Source organism: Pseudomonas sp. IT-P294 (assembly GCF_949767865.1).
Taxonomy (GTDB): domain Bacteria; phylum Pseudomonadota; class Gammaproteobacteria; order Pseudomonadales; family Pseudomonadaceae; genus Aquipseudomonas.
In genome coordinates, this window is the sequence record NZ_CATKQW010000022.1 from 412,687 (window position 1) to 429,444 (window position 16,758).

Consider the following 16,758-nt stretch of genomic DNA (forward strand, 5'->3'; position numbering starts at 1 on the left):
GCCGTAAACGCTGGTCGGTAGCAGCAACATCCTGCAAAAAATCGGTGGTCATCGGCCCAAAGCCGCATTAGCTTAGACGTCTGATACGAGTCTGAGTCGAGGTGTGCGATGGAGCTTCAAACATGGCTGGCATTTTTTGCCGCCTGTTGGGTGATCAGTTTGTCTCCCGGTGCCGGCGCCATTGCGTCGATGTCCAGCGGTCTGCAATACGGTTTCTGGCGTGGTTACTGGAATGCGCTGGGCCTGCAATTGGGTCTGGCGGTACAGATCGCGATTGTTGGCGCCGGTGTTGGCGCGATTCTCACGGCGTCTGCTTCAGCTTTTTATGCGATCAAATGGTTCGGCGTGGCGTACCTGGTGTACCTCGCGGTCAAGCAATGGCGCGCGCTGCCCAGCGACATGAGCGACGACGCAGCCGTGCGCCAGATTGGCAAGCCGATGGCGTTGGTGTTCCGGGGCTTCCTGGTCAACATCAGCAACCCCAAGGCGCTGGTGTTCATGCTGGCGGTGTTGCCGCAATTCATTGATCCGCATGCGCCGCTACTGGCTCAGTACCTGATCATTGGCGTGACCATGGTCTGCGTTGACCTGATCGTCATGGCCGGTTACACCGGATTGGCGTCGAAGGTGCTGCGTCTGTTGCGCACGCCCAAACAGCAAAAACGCATGAACCGCACGTTTGCCGGGCTGTTTATCGGTGCGGCGGCGTTTATGGCGACCCTGCGCAAAGCGGCAGTCTAAAAGGCTCAGGTACAAAAAAAGGCGACCCTCGAGGTCGCCTTTTTCGTTTCAGGTTTCAGCGCAGAATGACTGGCGCGGTATCCGGCGGCAGGTCATTGCGTGGTTCTGGTTGCCCCGACGGCACATACCTGCCATCCCCGAGCTGTTCGATCAATTGGCGAACCACGTCCTCGCCCAAGGACCTCGACACGTCCCGCACCACTCGCGGGCGGTTCACCGATACGTGGATATCACGATCATTCACCAGTTTAGTGTCCTGGGCTTCACCCATGGCGGTGAACGCCGAGGTGATCTCGTACGTCCTGGTGTTGATCAGGCTGAAGTCCGCGACCAGAGTGAGTGCCAGCACTGCCGAATAGCCGTCGGTAATGGCCAGTTCATTCATGTCATCGGTGAAATCGATGTCCGACAGTGTGCCGAACAACACGTATTCGGCCCCTTCGAATTGGCCAGCCTTGATGCGTCTGATCACGTCGTACACATCGCTTTTGGCGCTGGCGGTGTAGGGCGTGCCCTGAATCAACTGGAACCTACCGGTCTTGAGCATCTGGCCTTTGATGTCGCCACTGAAACGACGGATTTCGGACTGTTCCAGATAGCTGTTCTGCGTCGTGTACTCGTCATATCTGGACAAGCCGCTGACCCCGTAATAATCCTGCTGATGGTTGTCCCGGGCCGAGATCACGTGGACGTATTGATCCACGCTGGCTTCATAGGCAAGGTCGGTAACGGCGATTTTCGGGGCCGCCTGGGCGCTAACGGCGCAGGCCAGGGCCATGATGCCAATCCATGCACGCATTGCTTAGCGCTCCGTGGTTTTGCGGATTTCTTTCTCGTCCATCCACTCGGCCAGCCCGCTTTCGACGTCGACCAATTGCAGGCTGAATTTGTAGAAGACGTCCTTGTAGTCGTTGCTGCGCTTGATGATCGAACTGATCGAGCCTTCCAGACGATAGCGTGCAGCGATCATGTTGCCGGTTTTGGCCACCGTACTTTTTTTGTACAGACCGCTCTGGTTCTGCAGTTTGAGGTGGTCGACCTGGCTCTGCATGTCCGTGTTGTCGCTGGCAAAGCGCGCGGTGCCGGAGCGCATCAGTTGGGTCTTGATCGACGTGGTGATTTCGCGGGTATCGATGTACTCGCTGGTCTTGTTCATCACGTCGTAGACCTGAACCACCGGCCGTCCTTTCAGAACGCCCGACTGCGCGAGCGAGCGGGTCATGCTTTCAGCGATCATCTGCAGGTCAGTCGAGCCGAATTCGTTGGTCACCAGTTCAACAGCTTTCGGGTCGCCGTAGCTGATGTTGCCACTGCCCAGCACAGGCGAGCGATTCTCAGCGCAGCCACCGATCAGCAGCGCGGCCAGGGTCAGCAACGAAACGCGTAAAAACATGGGCAAGGTCTCAAGGGGACGGTTCACGGCGTATTGATCTCCAGACGGAAATCCACGGCTTGTGGCACGGGGGCGATGGCCGGCACAAAACTGGTTTGCCCTGCGTACAGGGTCAAGCTTTTCCAGGTGTCGGCTTCGGCCACGGGAAAACCTTCTGGCCCCATCCACAAATAGCGGTAATAGAGCGTTCGATTGTGGGTGTCGTTGTTGCTCAACTGCGCGTTGACTGTCAGGAAACCGTTCTCCCTGGCCATGCGCATCGGACCGATTGCCACGGCCTCAATCGGTCCCGTGGCCAGCACTTTGCTGGCGGCACTGCCCGGCTCCGGCGGCGGTTGGGTGGCGCAACCAGCCAACAGGGCCAGCGCGACAATAGCGAAGCGTTTCAATCCCATGAAATTCTCCGTTCAGGGGTGGGCAGGGCTGGCTGCAGACTGCGGTGCGGGATGGGGCGCGAGTTGCAAGGCAACATCAGCGGCGAATCTGCGGTTACCCACTGCGCGCAAGCTGAAGGCTTGATGTGTCTGTTCCACCTTGAAGCTGACCGGTTTTGCGTCCGGCGCATTGGGCACGGTCAGTTGATGCACGCCTTTCTTGAGGCGCAGGCGGGCGACCAGCGTCTTGTCCGGCAGTGTGCGCCAGACGCGGGTGTCGGCATCCTCGCGTTGCGTCTGCAGCAGGAGTGTTTCTTCAAGCTTCTCGGGCCTGTGCTTTTTCAGATAAGCCAGGTATTCGACATTGGATCGGGCGCGATGGAGCGTGCGTTGAATAATGCCCGGCATGTCGTCACGCAAGGTGCGCCGTGACATGTCGCCGAAGCTGTTGAGCAGCGTCAGCTTGTGTTTCTTGCCGTCCACCATAACGAAGTCCACGGGGGGCGTGGAGGTGTCGGGGACGATGATCGGGAACGACATGTTGGTGATGTAGGTTTCACCCTCGACATCCACCGAAATCGGCACGCGCACCGAACTGCGAGCCGGCGCCAGCCCGGTTTGCACGATCAACAGAAAATCACTTTCGTCCGCCTTGAGTGGGGATTTGGCCAGGTTGCGCAATGATTGTTCAAGCAGCGGCGTATCCGGGCGCAGTTCAATGGCCTGGCGATAGCCCGGTGCGGCGAGGTCTTTCTCGTCCAGCGTTTCATAGATGAAACCGGCGAGGTAATGGCTGAACGCACTCTGGTAGCTGTTTTTCAGTGCGATCACTTCGGGGGCGTCGAGGGTTGCTACCGGGTAGCCCTGAAGGTCCTGGAGTTTCATCGCGACCCCTTGCTCTTTGGCCTGGGTTTCCAGTTCCAGGTATTGCTTGTCACGTTTGTCGGCAATGGTTGCTTCGCGCTCGTGGGTTTTCTTGATCATGACGCGCGCCAGTTCCGTTTCGGAGCCGGAGAGCAGCATCAGGGCCATTTGCGTGGTGAGGGCGACTCTCTCGAAATCGTAGCCATCGTATAAGCGCACCTTGTCGTTGGCGCTGTAACTGTTGAACTCGGTGAATTTTTTGAAGGGGACGAACATAGGCGAATTGTCCCAGCCTTCAATCAACCGGTCGGCGTAGTCCCAATGTTGATAACTGTCGGGGAAATTACCGCTGAGGCGCAGCAATTCGCCTTTTTCGAAGTGGTAAAGCAGGTCGCCCGGAGGAATGGGGTTGTTGCGGTCGAGTACGGCAACCGCACCATCGAGCTGACCGGCCTTGAAATAATCGAGGGTCTCGTTCAGTTCGGCGTTGTAGTCACGCAGGGTAGGACAGCCACTCAGTAGCAAACAGGCACTGAGTACAAACATGAGGCGCAGGCGGGTGACCATTTACCTTGAGTCTTCCTTGAAAAAAAGCCGTCATGAGGCGGCAAATTATAGACTTGGATGATGGCACTTTGTTCCTGTACTTCAGCGGCCGCCGCAGACAAAGCTTGAGTGAATGGCATTGGAAGTGAACAATGTGTTACTTCGTATTTCCAATTGAGATTCATTCATGACTGCCCCGTCCCGATTCCTGGCCTGGCTGGTGTTTCCGCTGTTTGCCTTGTGCAGTTTCAATCTGCTGGCCAACACCGTAGAAGGAGCGCCGCAAGCGCTGCATTTGCTCGATTACATCGGCGCGGATTACCCGGACACGGTGCAAGCGGGCAAGGTCATTGATGAGGGTGAATACCGCGAGCAGCTGGAATTCATCAAGGTGCTGCAAGGCTTGATCGCCGCGATGCCGGCCAAGCCGGAAAAAGACGGGCTGGAGCAGGGCATCAGCACGCTGCGCAATGCCATTTCTGCGCGTCAGGACGGTGCGGACGTCGCCCGCCAGGCCCGCCAGCTCGGTGCAAAACTGGCCGTGGCCTATGAAGTCAGCCAGGCGCCGATCATTACCCCGGATCCGACACGGGGTGCGCCACTGTACGCCCAGCATTGTTCGGTTTGTCATGGTGATACGGGGGCCGGTGATGGTCCGGCTGGTGTCGGTCTGACGCCGCCACCGGCCAATTTGCGTGATGCCGCGAGACTGGATCGCCTGAGCTTGTATGCGCTCTACAACACCTTGGGAATGGGCATCGAAGGCACCGACATGCCCGCTTTCGCCGATCAACTGGACGATCGCCAACGCTGGGACTTGGCGACCTACATCGCCAGTTTCAGTGCCGACCCGGCCGCAACAACATCAACATCCGAAAAAACCTACAACATCGCTGACCTGGCTCGTCAGACCCCCGTCGAAGTGCTGGCCGCTGACGGCCCACAAGCCGCGGCGACCTTCCGTGCGCAGCGCGCACAACCGGCGCAGGTCAAGCGCGGCCCGGCGCAGTTGCTCGATTACACCGCCGCTACATTGGACAAGAGCATCGCCGCCTACCGCGCCGGGGATCACGATCAAGCCTATGACCTGTCGGTAGCGGCGTATCTGGAGGGCTTCGAGCTGGTTGAAAGCTCGTTGGACAACGTCGACGCCAACGTGCGCAAGGACACTGAGAAATCGCTGATGGCTTACCGTCAGTCGTTGCAGGACGGTTTGCCGGCGGCCGAGGCGCAGCTGCGTCTGGACGCGGCCAAGGCCAAGTTGAAGCAATCGGCGGGTTTGTTGGGCAGTGATGGCTTGAGCTGGTCCCTGAGCTATATCTCCGGCCTGCTGATTCTGCTGCGTGAAGGGCTGGAAGCGATTCTTGTGCTGGCGGCGATCCTCGCGTTCCTGCGCAATACCGGCCAGCAATCGGCGGTGCGCAGTGTCAACGTCGGTTGGGGCCTGGCGCTGTTGGCGGGCCTGGGGACCTGGGCGGTGGCGGCCTATGCGATTGATGTCAGCGGATCGCAGCGGGAATTACTGGAAGGTGCGACGGCGTTGTTTGCCGCCGTCATGGTGCTCTGGCTCGGCGTGTGGATGCACGACCGTCGGCACGCCGCAGCCTGGCAGGATTACATCAAGAGCAGCCTGGTGGGCGGTGGCGGGCGTTTCGGGTTTGCGACGCTGGCGTTCTTCTCGGTGTATCGCGAGTTGTTCGAAGTGATTTTGTTCTACGAAACCTTGTGGTTGCAGGCAGGGCCTGCGGGGCATAACGCAGTGCTGGCCGGTGGCGCAACGGCGCTGGTGCTGCTGGTCGGCCTGGCGTGGGTGATCCTGCGGGGTTCGGCGAAGTTGCCGCTGGCGTTGTTCTTCAGCATCAACGCCGGATTGCTCTGTGCATTGTCGGTGGTGTTTGCCGGACATGGCGTGAAGGCATTGCAGGAAGCCGGCATCTTCGGCACTCGGCCGGTGGCGTTCTTCGACTTCGATTGGCTGGGGATCCACGCTGATGCGTATTCGTTGAGTGCTCAGGCGGTGGCGATCATTGCGATCATTGTGCTGTATGGGCGTAGCTGGATGGCGGAAAAGCGGCGGGTGCCGGCTTCTTAAGAGCATTCGCTGCGCTCATATTCGCGGGCAAGCCCGTTCCCACAGGTTTAGCGTTAACCTTGTGGGAGCGGGCTTGCCCGCGATGCTTTTCAAAAGAGGAAAACACAATGCGTGTCTGGATTGATGCCGATGCCTGTCCCCGGGCGGCCAAGGATCTGGTGGTGAAGTTTGCGCTCAAGCGCCAGTTCGAAGTGGTGCTGGTCGCGGGACAGCCGCAGACCAAGCCCGGCCTGGCCCTGGTCAAGCTGATCGTGGTGCCGAGCGGCCCGGATGCAGCGGACGATTATCTGGTGGAGTACGCGGTGCCGGGTGAGCTGGTGATTTGCAGCGATGTACCGCTGGCGGATCGGCTGGTGAAGAAAGGCGTCGCCGCGCTGGACCCACGAGGCAAGGAGTTCGATGCGCAAAACATGGGCGACCGGCTGGCGGTGCGCAACCTGTTCACCGATTTGCGTGAACAAGGCCAGATGAGTGGCGGGCCAGCGCCGTTTGGCGAACGGGAGAAGCAAGCGTTCGCCAATGCGCTGGACCGGATCCTGACACGGCTCACACGCAAAACCTGAGTCTTGCAAAGAACCCTGTGGGAGCGGGCTTGCTGGCGATAGGGCCGGCACTTTCAACATTGATGGCGCCTGATAGGTCGCTATCGCGAGCAAGCTCGCTCCCACATTTGAATCGGGTCAGTCGTCGTTTTCGTGGGTCAGTTCGAGGACGCGGTCGACCAGTTTGTTGATGCCCGACGCCGCTTCGCTGATCGATTGAGCCAGCATGTACGCCGGGGTGCTGACCAGTTTGCGTGCCTTGTCTTCAACAATTTCCGTTACCGCGCAGTCAGCGTGGGTCGCGCCCATCTTGTTCATGGCGGCGGCGGTATCGGCGTCATTGCCGATGGTGCAGGTCACGCCCGGCCCATAAATCTTCGCCGCCAGCGCTGGCGAGATGCAGATCAGGCCGACCGGTTTCCCCGCTTCGGCGAACGCTTCGGTCAAGGCCAGGACATCCGGTTGAACCGTGCAGCCAGCGCCTTCGATGGCGAAGTTCGACAGGTTCTTGGCCGCGCCGAAACCGCCAGGCACGATCAGCGCGTCGAAGTCTTCGACGTTGGCCTCACGAATGTCCTTGATGTTGCCCCGGGCAATCCGCGCCGACTCCACCAGCACGTTACGCGACTCGGGCATTTCGTCGCCGGTCAGGTGATTGATCACATGCAACTGCGCAATATTGGGGGCAAAGCATTGCACCTGGGCGCCACGCTGGTCCAGTCGCAGCAGGGTGATCACGCTTTCGTGGATCTCGGCGCCGTCGTACACGCCACAACCGGAAAGGATCACTGCGATTTTTTTGCTCATGGGTTTTTCTCCAGATTCATGGCGTTAAATGTCCACTAATTTGTCACTCGTTGCCATAGGGTTAATTCACGGCTACACCTAGCATCTGTCCTCAAGATTCCGATCAGGGCGCGTCATGGACTTCATTCTGTATGCGGTGCCGTTCTTCTTTGTGTTGATCGCCGTCGAGCTGCTGGCCGATCGTTGGCGCGGGGTGAGCAATTATCGGGTGGCGGATGCGATCAACAGCATCAGCACCGGGGTGTTGTCGACCACCACCGGCCTGCTGACCAAGGGTGTCGGCCTGGTCACCTACGCCTTTGCCCTCAAGCATCTGGCGCTGTTCGAACTGTCTGCCGACAGCGTCTGGGTCTGGGTGTTGGCCTTTGTTCTCTATGACTTCTGTTACTACTGGCTGCATCGCATGGGCCATGAGCGCAACATCCTCTGGGCCGCGCACTCGGTGCATCACCAGAGCGAGGACTACAACCTCTCCACGGCCTTGCGCCAGACCAGTACCGGTTTCCTGTTGAGCTGGATTTTCTACTTGCCGATGGCGGTGGTCGGGGTGCCGCTGCTGGTGTTTGTCAGCGTTGCGGCGTTGAACCTGCTGTATCAGTTCTGGGTGCATACGCGGCACATTCCCAAGCTTGGCTGGTTCGAGTGGTTTTTCGTGACGCCGTCCAATCATCGGGCCCACCACGCGCAGAACGCTCTCTACATGGATCGCAACTACGGCGGGGTGTTCATTATTTGGGACCGTCTATTTGGCTCGTTTCAGGAAGAGGACGACAACGAACCGGTGATTTTCGGTGTGACCACGCCTTTGGCGAGCTGGAATCCGTTGTGGGCCAACGTGCAGTTTTATGCGCAGCTTTGGGACGATGCGCGACGGGCTGAAAGCAAATGGGACACGTTGCGGATCTGGTTCATGCGCACTGGTTGGCGGCCAGCGGATGTGGCGGCGAAATACCCGATGAGCAAGCCGGACTTGAGCCAGTTCCGTAAATTCGAGGTGCCGCTGGACGGGCGTCAGCAGTTGTACGTGGCGGTGCAGTTCTGTGTCTACATCGCGCTGGGCAGCTACTTGATGAATCTGGAACCGAGTTTGCCGACCGCAGCGCTGGTGCTGGGCTGGAGTGCCGTGGCGCTGGGTCTGTTTACGTTGGGGATGGCCCTGGAGAATCGCCCGCAGGCGCTGAAGCTGGAGCTGCTGAGGCTGGCGTCGAACGTGCCGCTGGTATGGCTGGCGCCGCTGGTCGGGTTATGGCCGGCCAGTGCGGCGGGTTGGGTCGGCGTGCTCAGTTACAGTCTGCTCAGCGGGATCGGTCTCTACTGTTGTAGAAACCGCTTCACTCGACTGGCGTCTTAGTCTCGGCAGCCTTGGCCAGTTCAGCCTGCTCGTCGGCGTAGATCTTCTTCGCCAGACGGGCATTCTTGAAGCGGCGGCGCAGCCACAGGCACAGACCCAGCAGGAGCAGGGCGCCAAGGACCCACAGCTCGTACTTCTTGACGCTGCCCAGCATGCCTTCGAGCACCGCGCCGAAGTGATAGGCCGCAGCAGCCAGCGCGGCCGCCCAGATCGCAGCACCAATCCCGTTGAGCAGCAAATAACGTCCTGGTGGATAACCCGACAAGCCGATTGCCACCGGCATCACCGTGCGCAGGCCATAGACAAAGCGGAAGCTCAGCACCCAGATGTCCGGGTGTTTGCGAATATGTTCCAGCGCCCGGTCACCCATCAATTGCCAGCGTGGTTTGCGCGCCAGCAATTTGCGCCCGTGCTTACGCCCGAGGAAATACCACAGCTGATCGCCGGCATAACTGCCACAGAAAGCCACGATCGTGACGATCTGGATGTCCATGTATCCGCGGAACGCGAGGAAGCCTGCGAGAACCAGAATGGTTTCGCCTTCGAAGAACGTACCGAGAAAAAGGGCGAAGTAGCCGAATTCCTGAAGAAATTGTTGGAGCATTGTCTGGGTGCTGGCGAAATGAACGCGCAGCCTAACCCTTCGTGCACATTCATGAAAGTGTCCAAATGTGTCTCGACGTGAACATTTCCTACAAGGACAATGGAATGCGACTACCTGTCACAGGGGTGCACATAACTGTAATACGACCGTCATAATGGTCGCTTATAACTGTCACGCTCGCCCCCCAGCGGGCTCAGGAGTCTGCCGTGAGCTTTACCCCCGCCAACCGTTTGTTTCCTGCAACCCGCCTGCGCCGCAACCGTCGTGATGATTTTTCGCGTCGACTGGTTCGTGAAAACGTACTGACCGTCGATGACCTGATCCTGCCGGTATTTGTGCTGGACGGTGAAAACCGTCGCGAAGCGGTGGCGTCGATGCCGGGCGTCGAACGCCTGACCATCGATCTGTTGCTTGAAGAAGCGGCGAAGTGGGTCGAACTGGGGATTCCCGCGCTGGCCCTGTTCCCGGTGACGCCACCGGAACTCAAGTCCCTGGACGCCGCTGAAGCCTGGAACCCCAACGGTATCGCCCAACGCGCCACTCGCGCCTTGCGTGCGCAGTTCCCTGAGCTGGGTGTGATCACTGACGTCGCCCTCGACCCGTTCACCACCCACGGGCAGGACGGCATCCTCGACGAAGAAGGCTACGTGCAGAACGACATCACCGTCGAAGCACTGGTCAAGCAGGCCTTGTCCCACGCCGAAGCCGGTGCTCAGGTGGTGGCTCCGTCGGACATGATGGACGGTCGCATCCAGGCAATTCGCGAAGCGCTGGAGCTGGCCGATCACGTTAACGTGCGGATCATGGCCTACTCCGCCAAGTACGCCAGCGCCTATTACGGCCCGTTCCGCGATGCGGTGGGTTCGGCGCTGAACCTGGGCAAGGCCAACAAAGCGTCCTATCAGATGGATCCGGCCAACAGCAATGAAGCCCTGCATGAAGTGGCGGCGGACTTGTCAGAAGGCGCGGACATGGTCATGGTCAAGCCTGGCATGCCGTACCTGGACATCCTTTACCGGGTCAAAGAAGAATTTAAAGTGCCGACCTTTGTTTATCAGGTCAGCGGTGAATACGCCATGCACATGGCGGCGATACAGAATGGCTGGTTGAGTGAAGGAGTTATCCTCGAATCCCTGACCGCTTTTAAACGAGCAGGGGCTGATGGCATCCTGACTTACTTTGCCGTGCGTGCCGCTCAATTGTTACGAGAGCAAAAATAGCCCTCACAGGAACATTCCATGAATACCGAAGGACTCACTGAAGTTGCCGTAAAAGACGCTCAACCCCTGGTGGAGCAAATCGCCGAGACCCCGCCGGAGCTGGAGCCAGCTCCCGTCGTGGTGGTGGCCGATGGCGCCGCCGCCGCCGCCGCCGCCGCGGCCCCGGCGATTGCCATTCCCGGTCTGGATGACAGCAGCCTGTATATCCACCGCGAGCTGTCGCAACTGCAGTTCAATATCCGCGTGCTGGAGCAGGCGCTGGACGAGTCCTATCCCTTGCTGGAACGGCTGAAGTTTTTGCTGATCTTCTCCAGCAACCTGGACGAGTTCTTCGAAATTCGTGTGGCCGGCCTGAAGAAGCAGATCACCTTCGCCCGTGAACAGGCGGGCGCCGATGGCCTGCAACCACATCAGGCCCTGGCCCGCATCAGCGAGCTGGTACACGGTCATGTCGACCGCCAGTACGCGATCCTCAACGACATCCTGCTGCCGGAGCTGGAAAAACATCAGGTCCGCTTCATCCGTCGTCGTCACTGGAACACCAAGATCAAAACCTGGGTGCGCCGCTATTTCCGCGACGAGATCGCTCCGATCATCACCCCGATCGGCCTCGACCCGACGCACCCGTTCCCGTTGCTGGTGAACAAGAGCCTGAACTTCATCGTCGAGCTCGAAGGTATCGACGCCTTCGGTCGCGATTCCGGGCTGGCGATCATCCCTGCGCCGCGCCTGTTGCCGCGTATCATCAAGTTGCCGGAAGAAGTGGGTGGGGCTGGCGACAACTATGTGTTCCTGTCGTCAATGATCCACGCGCATGCCGATGACCTGTTTCAGGGCATGAAGGTCAAGGGCTGCTACCAGTTCCGTCTGACCCGAAACGCCGACCTCGCGGTCGATACCGAAGATGTCGAAGACCTGGCCCGCGCGCTGCGCGGTGAGTTGTTCTCCCGTCGCTACGGTGACGCGGTGCGCCTGGAAGTGGCCGACACATGCCCGAAACACCTGTCCGACTACTTGCTCAAGCAGTTCAACCTGCACGAGACCGAGTTGTATCAGGTCAACGGTCCGGTCAACCTGACCCGGCTGTTCAGCATCACCGGCCTGGACAGCCAGCGAGCGCTGCAATACATGCCGTTCACGCCGCAGATCCCGAAACTGTTGCAAAACAGCGAGAACATTTTCAGCGTGATCAGCAAGCAGGACATTCTGCTGCTGCACCCGTTCGAGTCGTTTACCCCGGTGGTCGACCTGCTGCGTCAGGCTGCCAAGGACCCGCATGTGTTGGCGGTCCGTCAGACCCTTTACCGTTCCGGTGCCAACTCGGAAATCGTTGATGCGCTGGTGGATGCGGCGCGCAACGGCAAGGAAGTCACCGCGGTGATCGAATTGCGCGCACGGTTCGATGAAGAGTCCAACCTGCAACTGGCCAGCCGTCTGCAAGCGGCCGGTGCGGTGGTAATTTACGGTGTGGTCGGCTTCAAGACTCACGCCAAGATGATGCTGATCCTGCGTCGTGAGGCCGGCGAAATCGTACGCTACGCCCACTTGGGGACCGGCAACTACCACGCGGCCAACGCCCGTCTGTACACCGACTACAGCCTGCTGACGTCCGATGATGCCTTGTGCGAAGACGTCGGCAAACTGTTCAGCCAGCTGATCGGCATGGGCAAAACCCTGCGAATGAAGAAGCTGTTGCATGCGCCGTTCACGCTGAAGAAGGGCATGCTCGACATGATTGCCCGCGAAACCCAGTTCGCCCTCGATGGCAAACCGGCGCACATCATCGCCAAGTTCAACTCGCTGACCGATCCGAAGATCATCCGCGCGTTGTACAAGGCCAGCCAGTCCGGGGTGCGTATCGACCTGGTGGTGCGCGGCATGTGCTGCCTGCGTCCGGGCATCGCCGGGGTTTCGCACAACATCCACGTGCGTTCGATCATCGGTCGTTTCCTGGAACACACCCGGGTCTTCTACTTCCTCAATGGCGGTGAAGAACAGATGTTCCTCTCCAGCGCCGACTGGATGGAGCGCAACCTCGACAAGCGCGTCGAGACTTGCTTCCCGGTGGAAGGCAAGAAGCTGATCATGCGGGTCAAGAAAGAGCTGGAGCTCTACCTGACCGACAACACCCACAGCTGGAGCTTGCAGGCGGACGGTCGTTACATCCGCAACACACCGACCGGCAACCAGAACCCGCGCAGTGCGCAGGCGACCTTGCTGGATCGTCTGGGCAGCCCGATCCTGGCTGTGCGTTAACGCACAAAACCTGTGGGAGCGGGCTTGCTCGCGAAGGCGTCGTTTCAGTCAATATCGTTGTTGCCTGACACACCGCTTTCGCGGGCAAGCCCGCTCTCACATGAGGTTTATGGTGTTTGCTGGATGCTGGATGCTGGATGCTGGATGCTGGATGCTGGATGCTGGACATGAAAAAGGCCTTCCGAAGAAGGCCTTTTTTTATTTCAGCGAACGTCTTTAGCGAACGTTGAGGATGAACCCCACACGGGTCAGCCATTCCGCTTCCAGGGCGAAGTCGGCCTGGGTCAGCTGGTTTTCGTCCAGCCAGTTTTCCGGGAACAGTACATCGAGGTTCTCGCCGTTGGCTTGCAACACGACCTGAGGCATTTCCTGGGTGCCGCGGATGTGATGGAACAGGATCGCAAAGCGCAGCAGCACGCACAGGCGAATCAGCTTGATGCCTTCATCGCCGAACTCGGCAAACTTGTCCTTGGGAATATTGCGACGGTGGCCCCGTACCAGTAGCGCGAGCATTAACTGGTCTTCGCGGGAGAACCCGGCCAGGTCCGAGTGCTCGATCAAGTAGGCGCCGTGCTTGTGGTACTGATAGTGGGCGATGTCCAGGCCCACTTCATGCACCTTGGCCGCCCAGCCGAGCAATTCGCGCCAGACGCCGTCGTCCAGCTCCCAGTCTTCGGCGACCTGATCAAAGGCATGCAGCGCTTTGCGCTCAACGCGTGCCGCTTGTTCCAGATCGACGTGATAACGCTCCATCAAGGAGCTGAGCGTGCGCTCACGGACGTCTTCGTGATGATGACGGCCCAGCAGGTCGTAGAGCACGCCTTCGCGCAGGGCGCCTTCACAGTGGTCCATGCGTTGCAGCTCAAGGGCGTCGAAGATCGCTTCGAGAATCGCCAGACCGGCGGGGAAGATTGCCCGACGGTCAGGCTTGATGCCTTCAAAATCGATCTTCTCGACGTCGCCGAGTTTGAACAGTTTGCGCTTGAGCCAGGCCAGGCCTTCGGCATTGACCTCGCCGGCGCTGTGGCCGCCGGCTTTCAGCGCCAGGCCAATGGCGCGAATGGTGCCCGAGGAGCCGATGGCTTCATCCCAGGTCAAGCGGTGCAGGGCGTGCTCGATGCTCATGATCTCCAGCCGCGCCGCGGTGTACGCCTGGGCGTAACGGGCCGGGGTGATCTTGCCGTCCTTGAAATAACGCTGGGTATAACTGACGCAGCCCATTTGCAGGCTTTCGCGCAGCAGCGGTTCGAAGCGCTGGCCGATGATGAACTCGGTACTGCCACCGCCGATGTCGGCGACCAGGCGTTTGCCCGGGGTGTCGGCAAGGGTGTGGGACACGCCGAGATAGATCAGGCGCGCTTCTTCACGGCCGGAGATGACTTCCACCGGGTGGCCGAGGATTTCTTCGGCGCGGCGGATGAATTCGTTGCGGTTACGGGCTTCACGCAGGGCGTTGGTGCCGACGATCCGCACGGCGCCGGGAGGCATACCGTTGATCAGTTGGGCAAAACGCTTGAGGCAATCGAGCCCGCGTTGCATGGATTCTTCGCTGAGCTGACGCTCTTCGTCGATGCCGGCGGCCAGCTGAACCTTCTCCCCGAGACGTTCGAGAATACGGATTTCGCCATTCTGGGCCTTGGCCACGACCATGTGAAAGCTGTTGGAGCCCAGGTCGATCGCGGCGATCAGGGACAGATTCTTGGCTTGGGATTGCGGCATGATCAGGGGGTCTCGGTCGATTACCTCGACATCGTGCCACGATCAACCGCTGGCGCCAACGCGTAGCGTTCAATGCCTTGATCCGGCGCAGGAAAGCGGGGGATCTGATCGTTCCCACGCTCCGCGTGGGAATGCAGCCCGGGACGCTCTGCGTCCCATTGGAACGCAGAGCGTCCCTTGAGGCATTCCCACGCGGAGCGTGGGAACGATCAGAGGGTGTTTTCAACCGTGCCAATGAAATTCGCCAGCTCCGCGGTCTGCGGATTGGCGAACAACACCTTCGGATCCCCTACCTCATGCACCTTACCCTGATGCATGAACACCAACTTATCCCCAACCTCCCGGGCAAAACGCATCTCATGGGTGACCATAATCAAAGTCATTCCTTCCCTGGCCAGTTGGCGAACCACGCTGAGCACCTCGTTGACCAGTTCCGGGTCAAGCGCCGAGGTGATTTCGTCGCACAGCAACACTTTTGGCGACATTGCCAGGGCCCGGGCAATCGCCACCCGCTGCTGCTGTCCACCTGACAGCCGATCCGGGAAAGCGTCAAACTTCTCTCCCAGCCCGACGCGCTCCAGCATCTCCCGCGCCAGCACGGCTGCTTTGGCTTTAGGCACTTTCTGCACCACTTGCGGCGCGAGCATGATGTTCTCGCCCACGGTCAGGTGCGGGAACAGGTTGAACTGCTGAAACACCATCCCGACTTTCTGCCGCAAGCTGCGCAGGTCGGCGCGAGCGGCATCCAGGTATTCGCCGTCGACTTCAATCACGCCATCGTTGATCGACTCCAGGCCATTGAGCGTGCGCAGCAACGTCGATTTGCCCGAGCCGCTGCGGCCGATGATCGCCACGACCTGGCCTTCCTCGACGCTCAGGTCGATGCCTTTGAGCACATGGTGGTCGCCGTAATATTTATGCAGGGCGGAAATTCTAAGCAGAGGCATGCAGTCTCCTTTCCAGGTAGCGCGCGCTGAGGGACAAGGGAAAACAGAGCAGGAAGTAACCGAGGGCCACGAGGCCGTAGACCATGAACGGTTCGAACGTCGCGTTGGCGAGCATGCCGCCGGTCTTGGTCAGTTCGGTGAAACCGATGATCGAGGTCACGGCGGTGCCTTTGACCACTTGCACCGAGAAGCCCACCGTCGGTGCCACGGCGATGCGCAAGGCTTGCGGCAGGATCACGTAGCGCAATTGCTCCAACGGGTTGAGTGCCAGGCTCGACGAGGCTTCCCACTGGCCGTTGGGAATCGACTCGACGCAGCCGCGCCAGATCTCTGCCAGGTAGGCGCTGGTGAACAGCGTCAGGGCCAGCGCTGCCGCCATCCACGGTGAAATCTCCACGCCGGCAAGGGCCACACCGAAAAACACCAGAAACAGCTGCATCAGCAGCGGCGTGCCCTGGAACAGTTCGATGTAGGTGCGCGCGACGTTGCGTGGCAGGGACTTTTTCGAAATGCGCATGACCATGATCAGCAAACCGATCAAGCCGCCGCCAATAAACGCCACCAGCGACAGCGCCAGCGTCCATTGCAGGCCGGTGAGCAGGTTGCGCACGACGTCCCAGAAGGTGAAATCGCTCATTGGCTGCTCCTTGCGATGTAGCGCCGGCCGATCCAGTTCAGCAGTTGGCGGATCAGCAAGGCCATGCACAGATAAAGCAGAGTGGTCAGGGCGTAGGTTTCAAACGCGCGGAAGTTGCGCGATTGAATAAAGTTGGCGGCAAAGCTCAGTTCTTCGGTGGCGATCTGCGAGCAGACTGCCGAGCCGAGCATGACGATGATGATCTGGCTGCTCAACGCCGGCCAGACCTTGCCCAGCGCTGGCAGCAAGATCACGTGGCGAAAGGCTTCGAAGCGGGTCATCGCTAGCGCGGCAGCGGCTTCGAGCTGTCCACGGGGAATTGCCTGAATGCCCGCGCGAATGATCTCGGTCGAGTAAGCCCCCAGGTTGATCACCATTGCCAGCACCGCCGCCTGCCATTCTGAAATCTGCAGGCCCAGCGACGGTAAGCCGAAGAAGATGAAAAACAATTGCACCAGAAACGGCGTGTTGCGGATCAACTCGACGTAAACCCCGAAAATCGCCGAGAACGGGCGAATGTTCCACGCCCGCACCAGCGCCCCGACGATGCCCAGCCCTACGCCCAGCACCGCGCCGATGGCCGTTAGTTCAAGGGTGAACAGCGCACCGCGCAGCAGCAGGTCGGTGTTTTGCACCACCGGTATGAAGTCGAACTGATAGGCCAT

16 protein-coding genes are annotated in these 16,758 nt (G+C 59.6%); 6 read left to right on the top strand and 10 right to left on the bottom strand.

The features are described from left to right. Nucleotides 1-108 precede the first annotated feature (108 nt). Nucleotides 109-741: a LysE family transporter gene (locus ACM6I0_RS17030; RefSeq protein WP_414922864.1), complete on the top strand. Its 633-nt coding sequence runs from the start codon at nt 109-111 to the stop codon at nt 739-741. Between the two features lie 55 nt (nt 742-796). Here the strand turns inward: ACM6I0_RS17030 and ACM6I0_RS17035 are convergent, their stop codons facing one another. The 4 genes from ACM6I0_RS17035 to ACM6I0_RS17050 are packed head-to-tail and all read right to left on the bottom strand — an operon-like array spanning nt 797 to nt 3,939. Then, nucleotides 797-1,540, bottom strand: coding sequence for a penicillin-binding protein activator LpoB (locus tag ACM6I0_RS17035; protein WP_414922865.1), 744 nt, complete (start codon nt 1,538-1,540; stop codon nt 797-799). 3 nt (nt 1,541-1,543) lie between these two features. Beyond that, nucleotides 1,544-2,134 (bottom strand): penicillin-binding protein activator LpoB, encoded by a 591-nt coding sequence (lpoB, locus tag ACM6I0_RS17040; protein ID WP_222590306.1) that lies wholly within the window; start codon nt 2,132-2,134, stop codon nt 1,544-1,546. Nucleotides 2,135-2,157: 23 nt separating this feature from the next. Beyond that, nucleotides 2,158-2,529, bottom strand: a complete 372-nt coding sequence (locus tag ACM6I0_RS17045) for a YcfL family protein (protein WP_285436397.1) — start codon at nt 2,527-2,529, stop codon at nt 2,158-2,160. 12 nt (nt 2,530-2,541) lie between these two features. Next, a complete protein-coding gene (locus ACM6I0_RS17050) occupies nt 2,542-3,939 on the bottom strand; it encodes a COG3014 family protein (protein WP_285436395.1) in 1,398 nt (465 codons plus the stop codon). Nucleotides 3,940-4,105: 166 nt separating this feature from the next. Here ACM6I0_RS17050 and ACM6I0_RS17055 point away from each other — a divergent pair, with 166 nt between their 5' ends. Then, the gene (locus ACM6I0_RS17055; protein WP_414922866.1) at nt 4,106-6,010 is read left to right on the top strand and encodes an FTR1 family protein; all 1,905 of its coding nucleotides are present in this window, start codon (nt 4,106-4,108) and stop codon (nt 6,008-6,010) included. 107 nt (nt 6,011-6,117) lie between these two features. After that, nucleotides 6,118-6,573, top strand: coding sequence for a YaiI/YqxD family protein (locus tag ACM6I0_RS17060; RefSeq protein WP_285436391.1), 456 nt, complete (start codon nt 6,118-6,120; stop codon nt 6,571-6,573). Between the two features lie 117 nt (nt 6,574-6,690). On the opposite strand, the gene elbB is transcribed toward ACM6I0_RS17060, so the two are convergent. Beyond that, nucleotides 6,691-7,359, bottom strand: coding sequence for an isoprenoid biosynthesis glyoxalase ElbB (gene elbB, locus ACM6I0_RS17065; protein ID WP_285436388.1), 669 nt, complete (start codon nt 7,357-7,359; stop codon nt 6,691-6,693). A 115-nt stretch (nt 7,360-7,474) separates the two neighbouring features. Here elbB and ACM6I0_RS17070 point away from each other — a divergent pair, with 115 nt between their 5' ends. Next, entirely contained in the window at nt 7,475-8,710 is a 1,236-nt protein-coding gene (locus tag ACM6I0_RS17070; protein ID WP_285436386.1) for a sterol desaturase family protein, read from the top strand. Here ACM6I0_RS17070 and ACM6I0_RS17075 read toward each other — a convergent pair. After that, a complete protein-coding gene (locus tag ACM6I0_RS17075; RefSeq protein ID WP_285436384.1) occupies nt 8,691-9,314 on the bottom strand; it encodes a DedA family protein in 624 nt (207 codons plus the stop codon). The two genes, ACM6I0_RS17070 and ACM6I0_RS17075, sit on opposite strands and share 20 nt — an antisense overlap. Nucleotides 9,315-9,520: 206 nt before the next feature. Here ACM6I0_RS17075 and hemB point away from each other — a divergent pair, with 206 nt between their 5' ends. Both hemB and ppk1 read left to right on the top strand, forming a co-directional pair. Beyond that, complete coding sequence (hemB, locus tag ACM6I0_RS17080) at nt 9,521-10,534, top strand: porphobilinogen synthase (RefSeq protein WP_414922867.1); 1,014 nt, start codon at nt 9,521-9,523, stop codon at nt 10,532-10,534. An 18-nt stretch (nt 10,535-10,552) separates the two neighbouring features. Then, the gene (ppk1, locus tag ACM6I0_RS17085) at nt 10,553-12,790 is read left to right on the top strand and encodes a polyphosphate kinase 1 (RefSeq protein WP_414922868.1); all 2,238 of its coding nucleotides are present in this window, start codon (nt 10,553-10,555) and stop codon (nt 12,788-12,790) included. A 216-nt stretch (nt 12,791-13,006) separates the two neighbouring features. On the opposite strand, the gene ppx is transcribed toward ppk1, so the two are convergent. From ppx to ACM6I0_RS17105, 4 genes are all read right to left on the bottom strand, one after another. Then, nucleotides 13,007-14,509 (bottom strand): exopolyphosphatase, encoded by a 1,503-nt coding sequence (gene ppx, locus ACM6I0_RS17090; protein WP_414922869.1) that lies wholly within the window; start codon nt 14,507-14,509, stop codon nt 13,007-13,009. Between the two features lie 209 nt (nt 14,510-14,718). Continuing rightward, the gene (locus tag ACM6I0_RS17095) at nt 14,719-15,456 is read right to left on the bottom strand and encodes an amino acid ABC transporter ATP-binding protein (RefSeq protein WP_285436377.1); all 738 of its coding nucleotides are present in this window, start codon (nt 15,454-15,456) and stop codon (nt 14,719-14,721) included. After that, the gene (locus tag ACM6I0_RS17100; RefSeq protein WP_285436375.1) at nt 15,443-16,093 is read right to left on the bottom strand and encodes an amino acid ABC transporter permease; all 651 of its coding nucleotides are present in this window, start codon (nt 16,091-16,093) and stop codon (nt 15,443-15,445) included. The genes ACM6I0_RS17095 and ACM6I0_RS17100 overlap by 14 nt, the downstream gene beginning before the upstream one ends. Continuing rightward, nucleotides 16,090-16,758, bottom strand: a complete 669-nt coding sequence (locus ACM6I0_RS17105) for an amino acid ABC transporter permease (RefSeq protein ID WP_285436373.1) — start codon at nt 16,756-16,758, stop codon at nt 16,090-16,092. Before ACM6I0_RS17105 ends, ACM6I0_RS17100 begins: the two co-directional genes overlap by 4 nt.

Excerpts from the sequence above, each read along its gene's own strand:
- ACM6I0_RS17035 (WP_414922865.1), bottom strand. The coding sequence starts at position 1,540 with ATGCGTGCATGGATTGGCATCATGGCCCTGGCCTGCGCCGTTAGCGCC.
- lpoB (WP_222590306.1), bottom strand. The coding sequence starts at position 2,134 with ATGTTTTTACGCGTTTCGTTGCTGACCCTGGCCGCGCTGCTGATCGGT.
- ppx (WP_414922869.1), bottom strand. The coding sequence starts at position 14,509 with ATGCCGCAATCCCAAGCCAAGAATCTGTCCCTGATCGCCGCGATCGAC.
- ACM6I0_RS17105 (WP_285436373.1), bottom strand. The coding sequence starts at position 16,758 with ATGGCCTATCAGTTCGACTTCATACCGGTGGTGCAAAACACCGACCTG.
- ppk1 (WP_414922868.1), top strand. The coding sequence starts at position 10,553 with ATGAATACCGAAGGACTCACTGAAGTTGCCGTAAAAGACGCTCAACCC.
- ACM6I0_RS17050 (WP_285436395.1), bottom strand. The coding sequence starts at position 3,939 with ATGGTCACCCGCCTGCGCCTCATGTTTGTACTCAGTGCCTGTTTGCTA.
- ACM6I0_RS17095 (WP_285436377.1), bottom strand. The coding sequence starts at position 15,456 with ATGCCTCTGCTTAGAATTTCCGCCCTGCATAAATATTACGGCGACCAC.
- ACM6I0_RS17075 (WP_285436384.1), bottom strand. The coding sequence starts at position 9,314 with ATGCTCCAACAATTTCTTCAGGAATTCGGCTACTTCGCCCTTTTTCTC.
- ACM6I0_RS17060 (WP_285436391.1), top strand. The coding sequence starts at position 6,118 with ATGCGTGTCTGGATTGATGCCGATGCCTGTCCCCGGGCGGCCAAGGAT.
- ACM6I0_RS17070 (WP_285436386.1), top strand. The coding sequence starts at position 7,475 with ATGGACTTCATTCTGTATGCGGTGCCGTTCTTCTTTGTGTTGATCGCC.
- ACM6I0_RS17045 (WP_285436397.1), bottom strand. The coding sequence starts at position 2,529 with ATGGGATTGAAACGCTTCGCTATTGTCGCGCTGGCCCTGTTGGCTGGT.
- ACM6I0_RS17030 (WP_414922864.1), top strand. The coding sequence starts at position 109 with ATGGAGCTTCAAACATGGCTGGCATTTTTTGCCGCCTGTTGGGTGATC.
- ACM6I0_RS17100 (WP_285436375.1), bottom strand. The coding sequence starts at position 16,093 with ATGAGCGATTTCACCTTCTGGGACGTCGTGCGCAACCTGCTCACCGGC.
- ACM6I0_RS17055 (WP_414922866.1), top strand. The coding sequence starts at position 4,106 with ATGACTGCCCCGTCCCGATTCCTGGCCTGGCTGGTGTTTCCGCTGTTT.
- elbB (WP_285436388.1), bottom strand. The coding sequence starts at position 7,359 with ATGAGCAAAAAAATCGCAGTGATCCTTTCCGGTTGTGGCGTGTACGAC.